The organism is Ignavibacteria bacterium (genome assembly GCA_016873845.1).
Classification (GTDB): Bacteria; Bacteroidota; Ignavibacteria; order Ch128b; family Ch128b; genus JAHJVF01.
The window spans coordinates 1-19,485 of sequence record VGVX01000053.1; the positions used below are offsets into that span (position 1 = coordinate 1).

The following is a 19,485-nucleotide window of genomic DNA, read 5'->3' on the forward strand; positions in this document are numbered from 1 at the left end:
AATGTTGAGTTGTAATTGTAGCCAGACCAACAGCCAGGAACAATTTGAAACTAACACTTCATATTCCCAACTTCGCACACTTCGACAAGCTCAGTGCATCGCTCCGCATTTCGCATTCCGCATTTGATTAACTCCGCATTCCACATTCCGCACTTGATTGACTTCGCATTCGACTGATTGCTTTCCTGTTCATAATTGGCTAATTTTATTTTGAAATCATGAACGATTGTATATTTTGCAGGATTATAAATCGTGAAGTTCCGGCAGAGGTTGTGTTCGAGTCGGATTCTATAATTGCTTTTTTAGATATTAATCCATTGAATTATGGTCATGTACTTGTCGTTCCTAAAATTCATTCGAATGATTTTTTAGATATTCCGATTGACCTACTGGACGAACTTGTTCACGTTACTCGAAAAATTACAAAGGCGATTGTCGATTCACTAAGCCCTGATGGATTCAATATCTTTTCGAATAACGGAAAAGCCGCAGGGCAATCGGTATTTCATTTTCACTTTCACGTTACTCCCCGTTACAAATCAGATAATTTCAAATTCATTATCAATCTTAAAAAGTACAAAGATGGAGAGATGAGCAATTACGCTCAGAAGATTCGTAATCAGATCAATTAGAATAATCAGAGAAATTTATGGAGAGAAAAATAAGAGTATTAATCGCGAAAGCCGGACTTGACGGGCACGATCGTGGTGCTAAAGTTATTGCCGCCGCATTACGCGATGCCGGTATGGAAGTTATTTATACCGGATTGCGTCAGACTCCCGAAATGATTGTCGAAGCCGCACTTCAAGAGGACGTTGATGTGATAGGAATTAGTCTGCTAAGCGGTGCGCACATGACAATATTCCCGAAGGTAATTAACCTTATGAAAGAGAAAGAGCTAAATGATGTACTGCTTACCGGCGGTGGAATTATTCCTTCAGAAGACCTAAAGCAGCTGAAATCAATGGGATGCGGTGAATTGTTTACACCTGGCGCAACCACCATCGAAATAATTAAATACATAAAAAATTGGTTCAACGAAAATAAAGCTGCAAATTGAAAAAAGTTGATTCTTCTCGCTATGCCCAATTTGTTAATTATTTGATTATTTTTTTACTCATCAATGCACCGGCATATCCATCAGTCATTGAAGATACGGTGTCTAATCACATAATTAAAATTTTAAAGGATAAAAAGGGGAATCAATTTCTGGTTTCAGATTTGCGGGGCAAGAAAATCTACTCAAAGTATTTTTCAAATCCATCGATCTATTTTTATGATTTAGATGGCGACGCCGCTGATGAAACAGTAATTGTCGATTCGATCCCAAATTCTACTTCGTTCAATTATTCAATCTATGTTTACAGCTTTGAACCGGAATTTGAATTTTGCGACTCGATGGTAATTGGCAGAAACTTGCCTGAGTTTTATGATTTCGATTCAGATTTAGGATATTTCATTAAGATTTACGACAGCAGATTCGAAAATGTTTTTGGTTCAACTTTAAGGATTCTGCCAATTCAATTCTATACTCTCGTTGATAAAGTACTAATACCCGACAATGAATTTTCTTTTGAAGAGTACGAGAGCGAATTAGACAATCTATTAATCCTGCTCGATGAAGTAAAGCGAGGATTCAGCTGCAGCGATTTAGAAGCGAAGAAAGATATTCAAAAAATTATTTCGGTAATTTATGCTGATTTAATTTATATGGATTCCAAACTTTCACTTGAAAATTTTATCAAACAAAATTATCCGTGCAGTGATATTGAATCGTTATTGGAAATATTAAAACAGTTTTTCGAATAGAGTCTGTCAAACCATTGGAGCAAAATGAAAATAAATTGGAATAAATATCTTAACTATGATGTAAACGTAACTTTGCACGAAAATTACGGAATAGTTCAATCCGAAAAGATGGAAAATCCTTTTTATGAAATTGTCTTTAAGACTGGGAAACTGATCGAAGTTTTCGAAGATGGATTGATGCTTCTGGCGAAGTATCAGGATAGAGATATAGAGATTTTTATTCCCTATCCAAGCATCAAATGTGTTGAAATCATTCATCCCGAAAAAAAGAAAGAGTAACTATATTGCCACTGACTAAACTTGAAAAGAAAAAATTAGGATCGAGGACGGCAAAAGGTGGATTTTCCAATGAAGGAATGATTTGTAAAAAGTTTAACAATTGGAAAAGAGATATCAATACTCAAGTCTGGCTCAAAACTATGGGTTATGATTTAGAAAAGATTAATTCCGTTTTGGCGATTCGTATTCCGACTAGAATCAAAAAAGATGAAATTGAAAAATTTAATATTTCAGAAACAGAGTATTATGATTTTGTCAGATTCAAGAAAGCAGATGCTCAGGTTCGAATTATTATAACAATTGGAAATATCATAAAAATTGAAAATATATCACTAAAAAAAGCAAATAAAGATGCTAATTATAATCAAATTGATAAAAGGTCAGTGGATTCATATCAAGAAATGTGGAAATTCGATGATGAAATTTCCTTATGGCTGAAACTTTTTACAGGTGAAATTTTACCACGAAAGTACAAGTACTTGATTGGGAAAATTAAATTAAGAGATAAACGAAAAGTGTATATGGATGAAATGCCGTTAAGAATTCAACAAAAAATACTTTCATTTTTTAATGAAAATAGAATTATTGTTCTTACTGATATCCTCAAAGGACGGGGGGGATTATCTGCTAATTGGATTCTCGTGTCAAGATACAATAGAATAAAAAAAACAAGAAGTTGGATTTTGAAGGATATAAATACAACAATGAATTTTTATGGAAAGGGCGATGTTGTACTCTCTTCAAAAGGGAATTTATACATTGGTAAAATTACAATGCAAAGAAAGGGAGGTACACCTGACCCGACTAAATTGCAATTCAAATTTAAGCCTTGTGAACTATTTGAAATAGAGAATGATTGAATTAAATAAAGTAATCTTAGGTGATTGCATCGAGGTAATGTCGAGTTTACCCGACAGTTCAGTGGATTTAGTTTTTGCCGATCCTCCGTTTAACATTGGTATCAAGTACGATAATTATGATGATAAAAAAAACTACGATCATTACTACTCTTGGTCTGAGGAATGGATCAAAGAGACTTATAGAATTTTAAAAAAATCTGGCTCAATTTACATTGCAATAGGAGATGAATTCGCGGCTGAAATAAATTTAATTTTGAAGAGAATCGGATTTAAATTTAGAAACTGGATTGTGTGGTACTATACTTTTGGTCAGAATCAACGAAAGAAATTCAATAGATCGCATACTCACATTTTATATTTCACTAAAGATGAGAATTCATTTACATTCAACAGTGATGAGATAAGAATCCCATCCGCAAGACAGCTTGTCTATAACGATAAACGAGCTCATCCAAAGGGAAAAGTACCCGATGATGTTTGGGAATATTCGAGAGTTTGCGGAACTTTCAAAGAAAGATTAGGAAAGCATCCATGCCAGATGCCTGAAAATTTACTCGAAAGGATTATTAAAGTCAGCTCAAACGAGGGAGATATAGTTTTGGACCCATTCGGTGGAACAGGTACTACAGCAGCGGTTGCTAAGCGACTTAAAAGAAATTACATAACAATGGATATTTCAGAAAAATATGTTGAAGTTATCACGAAACGATTAGTAGGAAAAATAAAAGAAATTAAATGTAAAACCGATGTATTTGAATTTTCTCAATCACTTTCTTTATTCGACGACCGATCTGAATATCCGAAACAAAAACTTGTCACCGCTAAAGCAAAAAAGAAAAAATAATGTTCTATCCATCTTACTCAATTAAATATTTGGAATGAAACAGTGTGGACGATTCTATTTATTTTATCTTTATTCATAAATTTATTTGGTGAAAGCGATTTAACAATCAAAGACCTTCGCGTCTACTCCGTACGAAATGAAATTCTTCCACCAATAATTGTCTATCGCGACCTCGATGTTGATGGAACTGAAAACACTACAAATGATCATATCGTTATTGAGTTTGATATTACAACAAGACTCAAACCGAACCTGCAAATAATTTTTAAATTCTGCGATAGAGATTGGAATCAGTACGATAATATTTTTCTATTAAATACCGGGAGGGATAGATTTTATAATCTCCAATTCAGATCGGCTCCAACTGGAGTGAAGCATTACACATATACTTTCAAGCAAAAATTTCCGGATGAACGAGAGCAAGTAACATTTCCTTTTTCTGGAAAGTGGAGTTTTGTAATTGCTGATTTCAAAGATGAAACAAAAATTTATGGTACTGGGAGGTTCATTGTTGTACACCAAGAATTCCCGATAAAAGTTAGACACTCACGACATGTAATTGACGATAGCCTATTTGAAATAATGCAGTGGAACCGCCGCGATCAAATCGCTGCCGAAGTTACCACTCCTGCATATTATGATGCATTCTATCAAAAAGAAATCGAGATAGTTCAGAATCAAAAGTTTAATTTTCCTTATCGAGTTAACATCGAGAAAATTTCGAAGAACAGCTATTTCGAATTCATTTCGCATGCAACCAAGCGGTTTATTAAACGCGATATTTTTCCAGGTAATGAATATCGTCAATTAGATCTGCTTGACGTTAAAAAATATATGGGCAATAAGCTTCATCAAAATTTCGAGGGCGTTGATGTCACTCGTAAATTTCAACTTGGCGGTCGTGATTTCAATGGCGGTTCGAAAAGGTACAAACAAGATGACGTTTACAACGATTACCTCGAGTTCAATTTTGTGCTAAGCTCACCACAAATTTTTTCAAAAGATCTTTTTCTGATTGGAAGTTTTAATGACTGGATGCCAAGTTATGAAAATAAAATGGAACGCAGCAGTAATTACTATTCGAAGATTTTAACACTCAAACGTGGAGTCTATGACTATCAATATGTATTGGGTGTATGGAATGATTCAACGAAAAAAGCAGAGAAGCTTGATTGGCTGGAACTCGAAGGAAGCGATTGGGGGATAACTAATGTGTATTATGTTTTTGCTTATTATCAAGATCCACTTTATGGCGGCTACGATAGAATAGTCGCATTTAAGGAAATTTATTCAAGATGATTCGGAAAGATCTCTAAGTGTGTAACTTAAAAATTCTTTGCGCTGCTTCGAGCCTTAGCGTCTTAGCGGCTGTTTATCTCGTCCCCATCCATATTTCTATTCATTTCCAATTTAATCTTTCTATACTGACAGGTAACCCTTTTAATAGTCAAGCTGATTTGCCAAAAAGCCGCAAAAACACAAAAAACAAAAAAGATGTTTATTAAATCTGCTTTATGCTGGATAAACTTTTAAATTGTATATATTTATAGAGTTAATTTATGTCGAAAGTAAAAATCGGTGTTGTTGGTGTCGGTCATCTCGGAAAGCTTCATTTAAAATTATTAAAGGAAATTTCAGAAGCGGAGTGTATCGGTATATTTGATTTAGATAAATCGAATGCACAATCAATGGCTGAACAATATTCTGTTTTGAGCTTTGATTCTCTCGATGAGCTGTTATCGAACGTGACCGCTGTTGTAATTTCCGCGCCAACGAGTCTTCACCATGAAATTGGAATTAAAGCGCTCGATAAGAATGTAAATTTATTCATCGAAAAACCTATTACTACAACCATCCGCCAGGCAGAAGAGCTGATCAAAAAAGCTGAAGAAAAAAAATTGATGATACAAGTTGGCCATATTGAAAGATTTAATCCTGCTCTTTTGGCTTTAGAAAAATATAAATTAGAACCTATGTTCGTTCAATGCGATCGTCTCTCGCAATTTAATCCTCGTGGAACCGATGTCGCTGTTGTTTTGGATTTAATGATCCACGATATAGACATAATTCTAAACCTTGTTAAAAGTGAAGTTGTGAAGGTCGATGCGAATGGTGTAGCAGTTGTCTCTGACAGCATAGATATCGCAAACGCAAGAATACAGTTTGAAAATGGTTGTGTTGCAAATGTAACTGCAAGCAGGATATCTCAAAAGAAAATGCGGAAGATGAGAATGTTTCAACAAGATGCATATATAACAATCGATTTCCTTCAAGGTACCTCAGAAATATACCGGCTCGTTTCGCCTGATGAAGAAGCCCTTGGAATTTCTTATGGTGAAATTGGAGTTGGCGTGAGAAAGAAAAAAGTTATTTACGAACAGCCGGAGATACCTTCTATCAATGCTCTGAAATATGAACTGGAATTATTTATTCGAAGTGTTAAAGATAAATCTCAAGCCGTTGTAACTGCATTAGACGGAAAACGTGCTCTCGAAGTTGCAGATGAGATTATTCAAAAAATAAAGGAAAGTTCGCTCTGGAAAGCATAACGAATACTAAACGATTATTGTATCTGAATAAGTTTTGTTTACGTTGCTCCAGTTTGCTGATGATCAATGCTAGTTCTGTTTAGTATATTTTGTTTTACACTGTTCTCAAATCCAGCTTAGTTATCTATCAAAACAATTTCCACTTCTATTGATGATTAAGATAAATGTTGAATTTACTTTCTTGTAGATATTTTTTTCTCTAATTTTAAAAAGAATCATAATAAAAAATGATCGGTGACATTTAAGCATTAAAGAATAATCATCATTTATCTAAAAAGGAGTACTTAATGTCTAAATTACGTTTACTATCAATTGCCTTAATAACATTGTATTTTGTGAATACCGGATATTCTCAGGTTGATTTAGGTCTTAACGCGATGCTCGGTCTTCCGCAAGGTGAATTCAAAGAAAACATTGATAATGTGGGATTTGGATTGGCAGGCCATTTTTCTTGGAGTCCGAATCGATCTGTTCCATTTTCAGTTGGTTTAAATCTCGGGTTCCTAACTTACGGCAGCCAAACAAAGCGTGTTCCATTTAGCACAACTATTCCAGGTGTTACAGTAGATCTAACTGAATCGAATAATCTTGTCAATTTTCATGTTCTATTTAAAATTATTCCACAAGCAGGCAAATTTCGACCATACTTAGAGGGACTATTCGGCGGAGCTTATCTTTACACTGAAAGTAAAATTGAGAACGCCAGCAAAGGAGAAGAGATTGCGAGTTCTACAAATTTCAGTGATTGGGCATGGAGCTATGGAGCAGGCGGAGGAATGATGATATGGGTTTATGAAGGAAAAGATGATGTATCTGGTAGACCATTACCAATTTATCTCGATATTAAAGCAAGGTATTTACTTGGTTCACGCGCTGAATATCTTAAAGAAGGATCAATTAGAAATATTGGTGGCGGTAATGTGGCTTATGATGTTTTAAAATCTACCACGGATATGCTTTCAATACATTTAGGTGCTGTAATATTCTTTTAAATTAGTTGGAGTGAAAAATGAAAAACAAAATTATTTTCTCCATAGTTTTAACATTATCTCTATCTCAAATCAGCTGCTCGGTCTTGAAGCAGATTGAAAACATTTCAAGACTGAAATTTAAACTCGACAGCATTGGAAACTTTACTATAATGGGCATAAATGTTTCCAACAAAGGATCGGTCAGAGATTTCAATGTACTTGATGCCGCACAATTCTTAAATGGAATTACGCGGGGGACTTTACCAGTCAGTTTCAATCTTTACATCGATGCATTGAATCCAAATGACGGCGGTGGATACCCGCGTCAAGATCTGGACATTGTTGATTTCAAGTGGAGATTGTTCATCGATGATAAAGAAACCATTGCAGGAAATATTGCCAGCCCGATTGCAGTCCCCGGAAGAGGAGAGGCAACAAGGTTTCCGATCGGTATAAATTTCGATCTTTACAAATTTTTCTCCGAGAGAGGTTATGACGGCTTAATCGATCTCGCTTTAAAGCTTGGCGGATTAGGTGGAAATCCTCATCGAGTTACGCTGAAGGCAAAGCCGACAGTGAAATCTATGTTCGGAAATATTACTTATCCAGGAGAGATTGATATTATCGATAGAGAGTTTCGCTGAAAAAGTCTTGATGAATATAGAGTGAATTTCGAGAAGTGAATAAGTTTTTTGAATTGTTGAAAAAGTATTACTACTTGTTTACTTCTTTTTTTGTTTTTTTAGTTTACTTAAACACGATCGCACCAACAGTTGTTGCAGCCGATGCCGGTGAGTTAGCTGCAGTTCAATACACTCTTGGGATTGCGCATCCAACAGGTTATCCGCTTTTTACAATTATCGGATATCTTTTCTTGTTAATTCCTTTACCTTTCACTCCGATTTTTCAGGCGAATCTATTAGCAGCAATATGGACATCAGCGGCAGTTGCCGTGTTCATTCGAACGGTAATGTTTTTATTGAATAATCTTTCTCATTTCAAATCTAACCGAGATGAAAGCTCAAACGAAAGTGATATCCCGTATTGGATGAAATATTTCATTTCGATCAGCAGTGGATTGTTTCTCGCATTCAGTAAAACTTTTTGGGCTCAAAGTACATCAATTGAAGTGTACTCATTGCACATGCTTCTTTTTTCACTTTCATTTTACTATTTACTGAAAGCTTTCTGCAATAAGGATGAAGAAAAAATAATTTCCAAAGAATGGATTTTATTTGCGGTTTTTCTCGCTCTTGGTTTTACGAATCACATGTCAATTATTTTCATTCTGCCTGCAGCAGCTTATTTGTTTTTGGTCAAATACAAATTCGCTGGAATAAAAAAAATTCTTGTTATGAAATTAATATTTTTGCCCATTGTAGTTTTGCTTTATTCTTACCTTCCCTTACGCGCGTCAATGCTGCCTGTAATGAATTGGGGAAATCCATCCACACTGGGCGCTGCAGTTGATCACATTTCTGGAAAATTATATCATCAGTTTGTGCTTCAGACAGGCAGAACATTTATTGAACAACTTTCTGTTTTTTTTCAGGCGATTACAATTAATTTCGACGCGACTGATTTTAAATCCAATGAATTAGGTTTAGTACTTTTAGTTTCGTTTTTCGGAATAGTTACTTCTTTTTTTCATGTAAGAAAATTGTTTATTGCGACTATATTAATTCTAATCACTTGTGTAATGTTTACGGCTTTTTATGGAATTCCCGATATCGATAATTACTTTTTAGCAGCATATTTTTCACTTGTTTTATTTTCTGTGATCGGATTAACCACTGTTACTAAAATAAAAATAGATTCAAGGATGAAATGTCCTGCTCTGATTTTAATCGGAACAATCTGCTTACTTTCAGAAATTATTTTTAATCATTACCGTGTTGATGAAAGTGTAAATTACTTATTCGAGGATTACACTAAAGCGATGATGAATTCACTCGATCGAGGTTCAATAATCATGAGCAGCAATTCTTCATTCTATTTTCCTGCACTTTATTACCAGTTTGCTGAAGAATTCAAAACTGATATTGTTGTCGCTGAGCATCTTCTTCTCCAGCAGAGATGGTATTATTCGCAACTGAAAAAATCTCATCCGGAAGTAATTCAAATGGATAGTGCAAGTGTAAGACTTGATACCAAGGATCGATCGATTTACGTTTCACAAGAAATCGCTAATTTGATACAAAGAGGGAAGTTTAGTCTTGAAGAAGAGACGAGAATCATTCCAGATTTGTTTCTTTATAAAATTGTGAATTCAGACAAGTATTCGCCAGCATCGAAACCTGATTTCAAAATTCGTTTTTCCGAAAAAAGGACAATCCCAACTGTTGAGGTGAGAAATCTTATTATTACGATGCTGTTGAACCGAGCCATTTATGAATTGCAATACAGTAAGTTGAATGAAGCTAAATCGTATCTTTTAAAGCTCCATGCAGATTTTCCAGAGTTTGAAATTCCTGATGATTTAAGAGTTTTAATTGAAAATTATTCTAACTAACAATTCCCATCTTAATTGGTGATAGAATCAAAAAACTAGATTTGATCAATTTGCGAAGCTTAATATTTCAAGTTCCACACTTTTATCTATCTTATTCAGATGTTTATCAACCATTTCCATCGTTTCGTCTTCAATAAGATACTCTCTGCAATTCGTGCACTGGTAGATAGGAAGTTTTTTGATTATCACAATTGAGTCTTGTTTTACTTTAAATGGTAAATCAGTAATCAATTTTTCAAATTCAGCTCCACATTCATGACATTTCATTTGATTCTCCTAGTTTTAAAATCATCTTCCCATTTTTCATTATCAGGTTTATAAGAAGTTATCACTCGCACATTATTGTTCTTTTCCTCTACGGCAAATAAAATATGAAAAATCACATTATTATGCTTAGAATAAACTAAATAACTCGGTAGATATTTATCATTAGGATAACTCTCAATAATTTCATATTTACTCACTGATGCAATTATATAACTCCTTGGTATGAATCTTTCACTCAATCGTAAATTAAGATGATAAGTCCAAAATATCCTTCCATGTGAGACACACTCCTTGATGAATTCCAGTATATCCTGAGTCATTTTAACTTTAACCTTCTAGTCTATTTTATTCTTAATTTATTTCAGATGCAATAAGTAATTCTTTAAAAACAATATTAGAAGAAATTCAATTTCTTTTATACCTGAATAGATTTAATAAATCTCATCAATTTTAGCTTGAGATAATTCATAAAGAAATTCACTTATTTGATTAGTCAATGAATTCAAATAAGCTGCCCCTTTTTCTTTTGTTGCTTTTTTCGGATTTCCAAGACCAGTGTCCTCTGTGATTTTATCCCAATCTCTGGGAGTCCAAACCCAACTTTCTCTCAATCCCTTAATTTTTGATTTCTTCTCATTTCCATCCCCGGCTTCGTTTGTGGGTAATACGAGTTCAGGTTTTATCACCATCAAATTGCTTGTTTCCATTTCTCCGCCATGTTCACCGGGTTCATTGAAAAAATTATGACCTTCATTGACTTTGTACCAATTTATCAAACCGATAAACATATCTTTGAATTCTAATTTTAATTCACGAATGAGCAATTTGAAATCATTGCCGCCATGTCCGTTTATAATCACAAATTTTTTTACGCTATGTTGTTGAACCGAGTAAAGAACATCCCGAAGAATTTTTAATTGTGTTGATGGATTAATATTCAGCGTCATATTCAAATTTAAGTGCCCGGAATTCACTCCGATTGGAATTGTTGGAAGTACAATTACTTTCGCTCCCTTCTCCCAAGCTTTGCGCGCAGATTCTTCAGTAATGTATTGTGATTGGATTGTGTCTGCTGAATATGGAAGATGATAATTATGCGGCTCCGTTGAACCCCATGGTAAAATTGCTACCTCATATTTTGTATGCTGAGCAGTTTTCCAAGTTAATTCATTGAGGATATAATTGCGTGATGACATTCAATACTCTCACATTCTTTAATATTTTTGTTATTGGCTGACTGTTTATCTATGTTTCCGAAAAATTGAAATTATAAAAATGGCTCAGTTCTAATCATAGCTGATCCGCGGCATGCGCGTTCCATTAAAATCTTTTACTAATTCCCAATATCTTCGAACCAAAGTTTTGGATGAGTTTTAATGAATTCAGACATCAAATTAATGCACTCTGCATTTTGCAATACTTCAATTTGAACGCCTCGTGATGTGAGCAGTTCTTCTTCACCCATAAAATTTATATTCTCCCCGATAATGATTTTCGGAATTTCATAAAGAAGAATTGCTCCGCTGCACATTGAGCAAGGGGAGAGAGTTGTATACAAAACACTATTTTTATATACAGAAGCTGAAAGACGTCCTGCATTTTCAAATGCGTCCATTTCACCGTGAAGAATCGGACTTCCGTTTTGGATTCTGCGGTTGTGTCCCTGTCCGATGATTTGACCATTATGTACAATCACCGAACCGATTGGAATTCCTCCTTCGGCCAATCCTTTTTTCGCTTCATCGATTGCAGCTTGCATGAACTCGTCCATTAGTCTCCTTTATAATTGTGACAGCAAAAATAAGAAATGAAACAGGAGAATGGTAGAATGAAATTAGCGCATCTCTAAAATCTCAAAACACAAATTCCAAATGACAAATAAATTCCAAATTCTATGAACTAAATTTCAAACGAATACTTTTTTGCTTTGTTTTGTCCGCCACAGCGGATTGAATTTTGGTTGTTTCCGAAGGAGCCTTCAGAGAAGATTATTTGAGATTTGTTTTTTGTTATTTGGAGTTTTTAGTGGTCCCCATTAGTGAATGTGAAAAGGAACTCTTAACTGCCTACGAGTCTTGGAGAGCTGTAACCAACTAACAACTCAAATGTAGTTTTCTCCACTCATCAATTGTTATTTCATAAAACATGATCTGATCGTCTGAATTCCATTTTGAATTGGTGTTTGATTTTGTTCCAATAAATCTGAATGAGTTTTTCTCCAGCACCGATTGAGAGGTTTTATTTCGTTCTAGTGAATGTGCATGAACTCGCACGAAATTCATTTTATCAAAGGCAAAGTGCAACGCTTCACGGATTGCAGCGCTAGCAAATCCTTGATCCCAAAATTTATATCCTATCCAATATCCAAGCTCAGCTTCGTTTTTCTGTTTGTCGACAATCAAACCGCAGCAGCCGACAATGTGTCCAGCTTCGTTTTTAATAATAAAACAATATTCATCACCTGAATGATGCCGAGGTACTACATAATTAATCCAATCGACCGCTCCATTTTCAGGATATGGCTCGGGCATTCGAGTAAACTTCGCGATATCAGGATGACTCGTAACGAGCGATTGAATCTCTACCGCATGTTCGATTGAAATTGGCTCGAGTTTTACTTTTGGAAGCATGGGTCAATTTATTGAATTATGCAGATGAAAAAAAATGAATTGAACTTACTTGTTAGTAATTGAAGAAGCGTAAATAGAATATGACTTTTTAATCAGTCTATTTCTGTGGATCTAGTCTTTCACATCAGCTTCGACAAGCTTCGCTAACAAGTCTAACGATTCCTGCCAGCCGAGGTAGCAAGCATCCATCGGAATTGATTCAGGTAAGTCCTCTTGAACTATTTTAATTTCAGTTCCGCAAGACACATTTTTTAGAGAAACGGTTGTCTTCATTGTCCCGGGTAAATTCGGATCGTCAAATTCGTCAGTGATCACTAATTTTTCCTTAGGTATCAATTCAATATATTTACCTCCAAAGGAGTGAACTTTTCCCGTACTGAAATTTGTGAACGACATTTTATAACTTCCACCAACTTTCGCTTCGAGATGATGGACTTGACAAGTAAATCCATTAGGCGGGTACCATTTGCACATTGCATCGGCATCTAAAAATGCGCGATAAACTTTTTCCGGTGCTACACGAAGGACACGATGGAGTGAAACAGTGTTTTCTGACATACTACAATAATCCTATTAAAATTTTAGATTCTTATCTCTTAGCTTTTCTAAACAACAATGCTGAAAAGATCCATAATCCGATAAACAAAATATTCGGTATCAAGATCATAATGGATTCATTTATTTCATCGCTCAAATTAATTGAGAGAGCAATTACCAGAACCAGCGCATTAGCGAATGCTGTCGCAAACATTGCTATCGACATTCCGTGTGCTCGAAATCGTGCAATTATTGTGCCGATAATTTCTACGGCGATAGCTCCTAAATACATAAAATTAGCAGGATTGTTTTCTGAGCCAATTATGCCTACTGAAAGATTAGCCCAAACGATCAAAAGAGTAGTAGCTGCTGCAATTCCCACAGCAGTTTTATATGCCGTGTTATTCATCTGTCTAGTAATGAGCAGATACGTTATACCGGTGCCGAATAAAAGTAACCATGCGGCAAAGAAGTCGAACAAGCTCCAGGCAACTTCATCTGTAAACTGCATTGCAGCGAGTGGAACTAATAATAAAAATGCTGCTGAAATTCCGACGATGATGAATTGATGTACTGTGGATTTCGAATTCTGAAATTTATTGAAGGAGCTGCTGATTATTTTCATAAGTAAGATTGATATTTCTTTATAGTTAATATTTTTATGAACCTGAGCTTGCATATCACCGTGTGTCATCTGAAACGCCGACTACTCTGATTGAGTTCCATAGCCAGGTACATTCTTCCCAAGAATAATATCTCGGGTTCCAATCAGTAAGTTATTTTCTTTTTTAAGATTGAGTACTCTGTTACCACCGCCTCTAATGGACGAATTTTTTTTATCTTCACTGGTTAACGAAGGATCATCTGCAAAATAAAAGTCGTGTATCCAGTAATACTTTCCATTTGGTTCTAAAACCGTAATATGAATATGTGCAGGCTCATCTCTTGAAGGATAAGAGCCTGGCTTGAGAGTATAAAAAGTATACTTTCCGATTTCATCGGTTTTAATCCAGCCTCTTATGTATCCATGTCTTCTTGCCCAGCCTTTTTCGTCTCCCTTTTTAGGATAAATACCATCTTGATTGGTGTGGTAAACATAAAGTATGACATTTCTCGCAGGTGTTATTCCATCATTTTTGTAAACGGTACCGGAGATTTTAATTTTATTGCCAGGATTTGTGAAATCTATTAATGTATCGATAGCTGATAATTTTTTATTACCAAATTCAAAAATTGCTTCACATCCTTCGCATGTACCGATCAATTCAGAATTCTGAGCTTTACATGTACTAAGCAGCATCATCGTTAAAAAAATATATTGTAACATATTCATTTTTAGTCTCCGTTATTCATTAGGTAATGCTTCAAATTCTTTCTTTTTATTCTCGAACCATTCTTTCATCGATTCAGGATTTTTCATAAGCTTTTGCATTTCATTCATTGCTTTAAGATGGGCTGGATCATTATGTTGAAACATTTCCATTGCACGCTGTTTGCTCAGTTCGGCAATTTCTTCGAATGAATTTGCATGAAATTTTTTGTCACAAGCACCGCCGAGTTGTTTGCAGGTCATTGTCTTCATATTTCCCTCTGTTCTTGAATTTCATAAATACAAATACATAACAGAACAAACTTGAAAAACGTTTCGAGGGAGATAAGTTTTTTTGTGGGTATTGAGTCGGTCGGCTTTCTAATCTCTTAAATACTTGCTTGTACGCGATTAGACAACTTCAATTTTTACTCTTCTTCCCAATGTTTTGGTATAACGACGAAAAGTTGATAATCTGAAATCCTCTGAATGATTTTCTCTTCTTGAAATGACTGATTTTTTTGTTTCTAATTTTTCTGCTAATTCTTCCTGGGTCATTCCGGATTCTTCACGCATTTGTTTTAACAAAACACCAATTTTAAAATTTTGATAACCGACATCATAATTTTGAGAAAACTCTCTCTCTTCTTTTTTTCTTTTTGAGATATATTTTTTCAAATCACTCATAATTTTTTCCTCTCATAATAAGTTCGTTTTCTTTAATCAGCCAGGACAATTTCACCTTGCAAAGTCTTTTGTGATTTTTTTACAAAACCATTTGTGAGAGTAAAATTATTCTTCTTTTCAAAGAATCATAAGATTCTAAAGATCTCCTGAAAAAATAACCCTGATTTCCCAGATATCAACTGTATTTTTTAATTTCTTTAAATATTGTTTCGGAACTACGGACATCTCTTCGAATAATTCTAAAACCCAAGCAATCTTTTGAGCTTTTTGCCGCTCAATGAATCAAGAAATTCAATGACTGGGCATTTACCGGATTCTGATTGGTAAGAATAAACTTCTGGCACATGAAAAAGTTAGCATTAATACTAACATATTTCGATAGAAATTTTAATCTGCCTGTGCATTTCGCTTCGACAGACAAAACATTAAAAAAGTTCAATAATTGCAAAAATAGATTTTCTATTTCGCTGGCTTACTGCATGCAAGTTTAGTATGACTCTTTCGCTCAACTTAAGTAAATTAGAATAAACGTATAGAAGTTTAACAACATTTTATTAAAAGTGTGATGATATGAACTCATTGAAATCAAGTCCAGCATTGTCGGGTAGAATTTTTTCCTCTTTCATATTGATTTATTTTTTCTTTTTTATAGTTGATGCCATTGGGCAAGCTCCTCAAACTCTCTGGAAAAAAACTTTCGGGGGAACTAATATTGATGTCGGAAGCCACGTAATTCAATCAAGTGATGGCGGCTATGCTATCACGGGTTATACTCGTTCTTATGGAACAATGAGCGGACGAAACATTTTACTTCTCAAAACAGATTCAAGTGGTAATCAATTGTCGATCAATGCTTATGGCGGCAACGATGATGAAGAAGGATTCGGGATCAGACAAACTTTTGATAGAGGGTACATCATAGTTGGTTATACAAAATCTTTCGGCGCAGGAGCAAAAGATGTTATAATTCAAAAAACTGATTCACTCGGCAATTCAGAATGGATGAGAACTTTCGGCGGCAGTAATGATGATGAAGGATACTCGATTCAACAAACTTCCGATAGGGGTTTTATTATTGCCGGAGCAACTTCATCTTCTGGCGCGGGAAGCAGAGATGTTTATCTTGTCAGAACAGATGCAAATGGAAATCTGCGATGGGCTAAAACTCTCGGCGGGATGAGTTCGGATGGTGCATGGTGTGTTCAACTAACTTCAGATGGTGGATTTATTATTACTGGCTGGACGTTTTCGTATGGACCTGGCTTTGTGGGAAATGTATGGCTTGTAAAGGCTGATTCACTTGGAAATCAAATTTGGCATAAGTATTTCGGCGGCAGTGATGCTGATAGAGGATTAGCGGTTGAACAAACAACAGACGGAGGTTATATAATCACGGGATACACTGCTTCTTACGGTGCTGGTTTAGATGATTTGTATTTAATCAAAACTGATAGCGCAGGAAACGAACAATGGTCAAAAACTTTTGGCGGAAGCGGCAGAGATTACGGCAACTTTGTTCAGCAAGCACACGATGGCGGTTATATAATTACCGGGTACACGCTTTCATTCGGTGCAGGGAGTGAGGATGTTTGGTTGATTAAAACCGATCCGAACGGAAATAAAACCTGGGATATAACTCACGGAGGTGCACAATCGGATGTCGGTAATTGCGTTAAGCAAACCTCTGATGGAGAATATATAATTGCTGGATATACTCTCTCTTATGGTGCGGGAGTGCATGATGTTTGGTTAATCAAAACTGCGCCTGAACAAAACACAATCACGATATCATTTCAAATCCAACCTGATTGGAACTTACTGAGCGTTCCACTTAATCTTGCAAACATGAACATCGCATCAATCTTTCCGGAAGCCGTCTCAAATGCATATTATTACGATAATGGATACATCACTGCAACGACAGCACAGCTCGGCAAGGGCTTTTGGTTGAAATTCAATTCAGCACAAACAAAAAATCTGACGGGCATTCCTCAAAGTTCTATCAACATTAATTTAAATGCAGGCTGGAATTTGATCGGTCCGCTCCATGTCAACGTCCCGACCTCTAATATCACTACAAATCCTCCTGGTATAATTTCTTCATTATTTTTTGGTTATTCAAATGGTTATCAAGCTGTTACCACACTTGAAAAAGGAAAAGGTTATTGGATCAAAGTCTCTTCGAACGGAACAATGATAATTCCTACCGCTGCTGGGAAAAGGAAATAGTAATGAGTATCGAGTAGTGAGTAATGAGACTTGAGAATCAATGTTCATAAATACTAAACCAGAAACATTTCGGGTGCAAGAATCTTTTCTCTTTTTAAGCTGAGAATAACGACGCTGCCGCTAAGCCGCCCATCCGTTAGCTGACGGACAGCAAAGCCGCTTTGAAAAACAGTTTACCCCGACTTGTCGGGGCTGTCCGTGTTGAGCGGCTGGATATAAGGCGTTTATCTATTCTCTTATTAATCTTTCTTGTAATAGTTTTTGCATATCTCTGCGACCATCTAATACACAGTGGATAAAAACTACTTTCTCAATAATCTGATAAATTATTCTATAAGGTTTATAGTTTAGCTCTAAAAAATCATCTATTCCGAGGAGGCTCAATTCTGGGGGAACATGACCACGATTGGGGTATTCTTGAAGTGATATACATTTCTCATACAATTTAGCATACAATTTATCAGCTTTCTCTTCAGAATCGTTAAAATAAACATATTGATAAATTTCAAATAGATCCTCTTCTGCTGAAGAAACAATATTTACCCGCCATTTAGCTGTCTTGGATTTAGGCGGATTAACTTTGAATTTCACGTTGGTCCCGTTTAAATTCATCTATATGATTTCGTAAATCTTCAAAGGATTTTTCCAATGTTTTATATTTGCCTTTTCTGAGTTCTTTCCCACTTAATACAAGTATTTTAAGTAAAGCGATGCTCTCCTGGGTTTTTTCGTAAACTTTAACATCTTGAAGAACCACTTTGGCTTCACCATTGTGAGTAATTATCAATGTTTTACGATTTTCAGAAACATTACGAATCACTTCAGAGGCATGAGTTTTTAGATAACTAATTGGTTTTACAGCTTCACTATATTTCATTTTATTTCCTTTCATTATGCGACTACAATATAGTCCTTTAAGTAGTCCATGTCAACTCTAACATTGAATCATGAATTAAGCCTTATAACGGCGTGTTATGTTAAATCGCAACCCACCAAAAAGAAGGTGGGTAGGGTGGATAAACATACCGTTTGAGTTCTCCTTTTTTTGTTTGTTTTCCGAGAACTCAATTTATTATTTTCTTTAAACATACGTTCTTGTTGCTAAGCCACAGCCCAGAACAACAATGATTAATTAAAAATATACAATTAACAATTATAACAAACTTTTTTATCCATATAACCTTTAACAAGAACGATTATACGGAGCAACTACCTTTTAAACTGCACAAAAGACGAGTGCGAAAATGCTTTCGGCTTGAGGCACAGGTTATGTGCTGCCTCTTAAATTTTTATTATATCTATCTAGTTGTTCTTTTACAAATCCTATATTCTCAGCGTTTTTAAAAGCAAACCATTTCTCTCTATATTCTACTTCACCGTCAATTATATCCTTGAAATTTCTAAACGGTTTCGAGAGGCTTAATCCTAATTCCAATTTCTTTCTTAATTCTTCATCATTAACGGTTGCTACAAATTCCGCCATTACTTGAAATGATTCCCTTGAATCCATTTTCTCGAATTCAAGATATTTGTCATAGTTTTCTTCGATTTCTTTTAGATCTTCTTCCCACAGTTCGGTATCTGCATAAACATCATTATCAAAATCTATTATTGATTTTATTTCCTTTGTTTCAATATTAAGGTAAACCTTAAAGCCAGTTTCCAAATCTTCAGCAATAGATTTTATTTGCTCTTCTGCAAGTTCCAATGGATCACCTTCTTTATACAATTAGTTTGAATCAGGAACTTTAATATTGCGTAAAACTATTTTTTTGAATCATTATCCTTCTTCTCTTTGTATCCAAACAATCCAAAGAGTGCAAATAAAGCATATAGTCCATATAATGCTGGAGTATCAAGCGCAGAGCCAAGAGAACCCAGTAACCCCAAAAATCCTAAAAAACCTAGCATATTCAGTTTCATAACAATCTCCTTTTATTTACTAAAAGATTTATTAATTGAGCACATAACGTTAAGTATTTTATCCGAAGGTTGAGACCCC

General features: G+C 35.2%; 25 protein-coding genes and 1 pseudogene. 12 read left to right on the forward strand and 14 right to left on the reverse strand.

What is annotated here, in order from left to right:
• The first annotated feature begins 218 nt into the window (after positions 1-218).
• From FJ213_09715 to FJ213_09765, 11 genes are all read left to right on the forward strand, one after another.
• Complete coding sequence (locus tag FJ213_09715; protein MBM4176431.1) at positions 219-632, forward strand: HIT family protein; 414 nt, start codon at positions 219-221, stop codon at positions 630-632.
• A gap of 17 nt (positions 633-649) precedes the next feature.
• Positions 650-1,060: a cobalamin B12-binding domain-containing protein gene (locus FJ213_09720; protein ID MBM4176432.1), complete on the forward strand. Its 411-nt coding sequence runs from the start codon at positions 650-652 to the stop codon at positions 1,058-1,060.
• Complete coding sequence (locus tag FJ213_09725) at positions 1,057-1,809, forward strand: hypothetical protein (GenBank protein MBM4176433.1); 753 nt, start codon at positions 1,057-1,059, stop codon at positions 1,807-1,809. The genes FJ213_09720 and FJ213_09725 overlap by 4 nt, the downstream gene beginning before the upstream one ends.
• 24 nt (positions 1,810-1,833) lie before the next feature.
• Positions 1,834-2,088: a hypothetical protein gene (locus tag FJ213_09730; protein MBM4176434.1), complete on the forward strand. Its 255-nt coding sequence runs from the start codon at positions 1,834-1,836 to the stop codon at positions 2,086-2,088.
• Positions 2,089-2,093: 5 nt separating this feature from the next.
• Positions 2,094-2,948 (forward strand): type II restriction endonuclease, encoded by an 855-nt coding sequence (locus FJ213_09735; GenBank protein MBM4176435.1) that lies wholly within the window; start codon positions 2,094-2,096, stop codon positions 2,946-2,948.
• Positions 2,941-3,792 (forward strand): site-specific DNA-methyltransferase, encoded by an 852-nt coding sequence (locus FJ213_09740; GenBank protein ID MBM4176436.1) that lies wholly within the window; start codon positions 2,941-2,943, stop codon positions 3,790-3,792. The genes FJ213_09735 and FJ213_09740 overlap by 8 nt, the downstream gene beginning before the upstream one ends.
• Positions 3,793-3,798: 6 nt before the next feature.
• Complete coding sequence (locus FJ213_09745) at positions 3,799-5,091, forward strand: DUF5103 domain-containing protein (protein ID MBM4176437.1); 1,293 nt, start codon at positions 3,799-3,801, stop codon at positions 5,089-5,091.
• Positions 5,092-5,351: 260 nt separating this feature from the next.
• Positions 5,352-6,341, forward strand: coding sequence for a Gfo/Idh/MocA family oxidoreductase (locus FJ213_09750; protein ID MBM4176438.1), 990 nt, complete (start codon positions 5,352-5,354; stop codon positions 6,339-6,341).
• A gap of 287 nt (positions 6,342-6,628) precedes the next feature.
• Positions 6,629-7,333 (forward strand): hypothetical protein, encoded by a 705-nt coding sequence (locus tag FJ213_09755; GenBank protein ID MBM4176439.1) that lies wholly within the window; start codon positions 6,629-6,631, stop codon positions 7,331-7,333.
• A gap of 17 nt (positions 7,334-7,350) precedes the next feature.
• Positions 7,351-7,956, forward strand: a complete 606-nt coding sequence (locus FJ213_09760; protein MBM4176440.1) for a hypothetical protein — start codon at positions 7,351-7,353, stop codon at positions 7,954-7,956.
• A gap of 35 nt (positions 7,957-7,991) precedes the next feature.
• Entirely contained in the window at positions 7,992-9,824 is a 1,833-nt protein-coding gene (locus FJ213_09765) for a DUF2723 domain-containing protein (protein ID MBM4176441.1), read from the forward strand.
• Between the two features lie 45 nt (positions 9,825-9,869).
• Here the strand turns inward: FJ213_09765 and FJ213_09770 are convergent, their stop codons facing one another.
• The 11 genes and pseudogenes from FJ213_09770 to FJ213_09820 form a co-directional block, all read right to left on the reverse strand.
• Positions 9,870-10,091: a YgiT-type zinc finger protein gene (locus tag FJ213_09770; protein ID MBM4176442.1), complete on the reverse strand. Its 222-nt coding sequence runs from the start codon at positions 10,089-10,091 to the stop codon at positions 9,870-9,872.
• The gene (locus tag FJ213_09775) at positions 10,088-10,411 is read right to left on the reverse strand and encodes a DUF4258 domain-containing protein (protein MBM4176443.1); all 324 of its coding nucleotides are present in this window, start codon (positions 10,409-10,411) and stop codon (positions 10,088-10,090) included. Before FJ213_09775 ends, FJ213_09770 begins: the two co-directional genes overlap by 4 nt.
• A gap of 111 nt (positions 10,412-10,522) precedes the next feature.
• A complete protein-coding gene (locus tag FJ213_09780; protein ID MBM4176444.1) occupies positions 10,523-11,287 on the reverse strand; it encodes a creatininase family protein in 765 nt (254 codons plus the stop codon).
• A 137-nt stretch (positions 11,288-11,424) separates the two neighbouring features.
• Entirely contained in the window at positions 11,425-11,862 is a 438-nt protein-coding gene (locus tag FJ213_09785) for a nucleoside deaminase (GenBank protein ID MBM4176445.1), read from the reverse strand.
• Positions 11,863-12,184: 322 nt separating this feature from the next.
• The gene (locus FJ213_09790; protein ID MBM4176446.1) at positions 12,185-12,721 is read right to left on the reverse strand and encodes a GNAT family N-acetyltransferase; all 537 of its coding nucleotides are present in this window, start codon (positions 12,719-12,721) and stop codon (positions 12,185-12,187) included.
• Positions 12,722-12,832: 111 nt separating this feature from the next.
• Positions 12,833-13,279, reverse strand: coding sequence for an SRPBCC family protein (locus FJ213_09795; GenBank protein ID MBM4176447.1), 447 nt, complete (start codon positions 13,277-13,279; stop codon positions 12,833-12,835).
• Positions 13,280-13,310: 31 nt separating this feature from the next.
• Positions 13,311-13,952: a hypothetical protein gene (locus FJ213_09800; GenBank protein MBM4176448.1), complete on the reverse strand. Its 642-nt coding sequence runs from the start codon at positions 13,950-13,952 to the stop codon at positions 13,311-13,313.
• Between the two features lie 12 nt (positions 13,953-13,964).
• Positions 13,965-14,591: an intradiol ring-cleavage dioxygenase gene (locus tag FJ213_09805; GenBank protein ID MBM4176449.1), complete on the reverse strand. Its 627-nt coding sequence runs from the start codon at positions 14,589-14,591 to the stop codon at positions 13,965-13,967.
• A 12-nt stretch (positions 14,592-14,603) separates the two neighbouring features.
• The gene (locus FJ213_09810; protein ID MBM4176450.1) at positions 14,604-14,840 is read right to left on the reverse strand and encodes a DUF1059 domain-containing protein; all 237 of its coding nucleotides are present in this window, start codon (positions 14,838-14,840) and stop codon (positions 14,604-14,606) included.
• A 138-nt stretch (positions 14,841-14,978) separates the two neighbouring features.
• Entirely contained in the window at positions 14,979-15,254 is a 276-nt protein-coding gene (locus FJ213_09815) for a helix-turn-helix transcriptional regulator (protein MBM4176451.1), read from the reverse strand.
• 32 nt (positions 15,255-15,286) lie between these two features.
• A pseudogene (locus tag FJ213_09820) lies at positions 15,287-15,598 on the reverse strand (type II toxin-antitoxin system RelE/ParE family toxin).
• 226 nt (positions 15,599-15,824) lie between these two features.
• Between FJ213_09820 and FJ213_09825 the strand changes: the two are divergent.
• The gene (locus FJ213_09825) at positions 15,825-17,483 is read left to right on the forward strand and encodes a hypothetical protein (protein ID MBM4176452.1); all 1,659 of its coding nucleotides are present in this window, start codon (positions 15,825-15,827) and stop codon (positions 17,481-17,483) included.
• A 228-nt stretch (positions 17,484-17,711) separates the two neighbouring features.
• Here the strand turns inward: FJ213_09825 and FJ213_09830 are convergent, their stop codons facing one another.
• From FJ213_09830 to FJ213_09840, 3 genes are all read right to left on the reverse strand, one after another.
• Positions 17,712-18,095 carry a type II toxin-antitoxin system RelE/ParE family toxin gene (locus tag FJ213_09830; protein MBM4176453.1) on the reverse strand — a complete coding sequence of 128 codons (384 nt, stop codon included), beginning with the start codon at positions 18,093-18,095 and terminating at the stop codon, positions 17,712-17,714.
• Entirely contained in the window at positions 18,058-18,360 is a 303-nt protein-coding gene (locus tag FJ213_09835) for a type II toxin-antitoxin system Phd/YefM family antitoxin (protein ID MBM4176454.1), read from the reverse strand. Before FJ213_09835 ends, FJ213_09830 begins: the two co-directional genes overlap by 38 nt.
• Before the next feature lie 390 nt (positions 18,361-18,750).
• Positions 18,751-19,191 (reverse strand): hypothetical protein, encoded by a 441-nt coding sequence (locus FJ213_09840; protein ID MBM4176455.1) that lies wholly within the window; start codon positions 19,189-19,191, stop codon positions 18,751-18,753.
• Positions 19,192-19,485 lie beyond the last annotated feature (294 nt).

Coding starts and splice junctions, on each gene's coding strand:
- FJ213_09715 (MBM4176431.1), top strand. CDS start 219: ATGAACGATTGTATATTTTGCAGGATTATAAATCGTGAAGTTCCGGCA.
- FJ213_09720 (MBM4176432.1), top strand. CDS start 650: ATGGAGAGAAAAATAAGAGTATTAATCGCGAAAGCCGGACTTGACGGG.
- FJ213_09730 (MBM4176434.1), top strand. CDS start 1,834: ATGAAAATAAATTGGAATAAATATCTTAACTATGATGTAAACGTAACT.
- FJ213_09740 (MBM4176436.1), top strand. CDS start 2,941: ATGATTGAATTAAATAAAGTAATCTTAGGTGATTGCATCGAGGTAATG.
- FJ213_09750 (MBM4176438.1), top strand. CDS start 5,352: ATGTCGAAAGTAAAAATCGGTGTTGTTGGTGTCGGTCATCTCGGAAAG.
- FJ213_09755 (MBM4176439.1), top strand. CDS start 6,629: ATGTCTAAATTACGTTTACTATCAATTGCCTTAATAACATTGTATTTT.
- FJ213_09760 (MBM4176440.1), top strand. CDS start 7,351: ATGAAAAACAAAATTATTTTCTCCATAGTTTTAACATTATCTCTATCT.
- FJ213_09770 (MBM4176442.1), bottom strand. CDS start 10,091: ATGAAATGTCATGAATGTGGAGCTGAATTTGAAAAATTGATTACTGAT.
- FJ213_09775 (MBM4176443.1), bottom strand. CDS start 10,411: ATGACTCAGGATATACTGGAATTCATCAAGGAGTGTGTCTCACATGGA.
- FJ213_09780 (MBM4176444.1), bottom strand. CDS start 11,287: ATGTCATCACGCAATTATATCCTCAATGAATTAACTTGGAAAACTGCT.
- FJ213_09785 (MBM4176445.1), bottom strand. CDS start 11,862: ATGGACGAGTTCATGCAAGCTGCAATCGATGAAGCGAAAAAAGGATTG.
- FJ213_09790 (MBM4176446.1), bottom strand. CDS start 12,721: ATGCTTCCAAAAGTAAAACTCGAGCCAATTTCAATCGAACATGCGGTA.
- FJ213_09795 (MBM4176447.1), bottom strand. CDS start 13,279: ATGTCAGAAAACACTGTTTCACTCCATCGTGTCCTTCGTGTAGCACCG.
- FJ213_09800 (MBM4176448.1), bottom strand. CDS start 13,952: ATGACACACGGTGATATGCAAGCTCAGGTTCATAAAAATATTAACTAT.
- FJ213_09805 (MBM4176449.1), bottom strand. CDS start 14,591: ATGAATATGTTACAATATATTTTTTTAACGATGATGCTGCTTAGTACA.
- FJ213_09810 (MBM4176450.1), bottom strand. CDS start 14,840: ATGAAGACAATGACCTGCAAACAACTCGGCGGTGCTTGTGACAAAAAA.
- FJ213_09815 (MBM4176451.1), bottom strand. CDS start 15,254: ATGAGTGATTTGAAAAAATATATCTCAAAAAGAAAAAAAGAAGAGAGA.
- FJ213_09825 (MBM4176452.1), top strand. CDS start 15,825: ATGAACTCATTGAAATCAAGTCCAGCATTGTCGGGTAGAATTTTTTCC.
- FJ213_09830 (MBM4176453.1), bottom strand. CDS start 18,095: ATGAATTTAAACGGGACCAACGTGAAATTCAAAGTTAATCCGCCTAAA.
- FJ213_09835 (MBM4176454.1), bottom strand. CDS start 18,360: ATGAAATATAGTGAAGCTGTAAAACCAATTAGTTATCTAAAAACTCAT.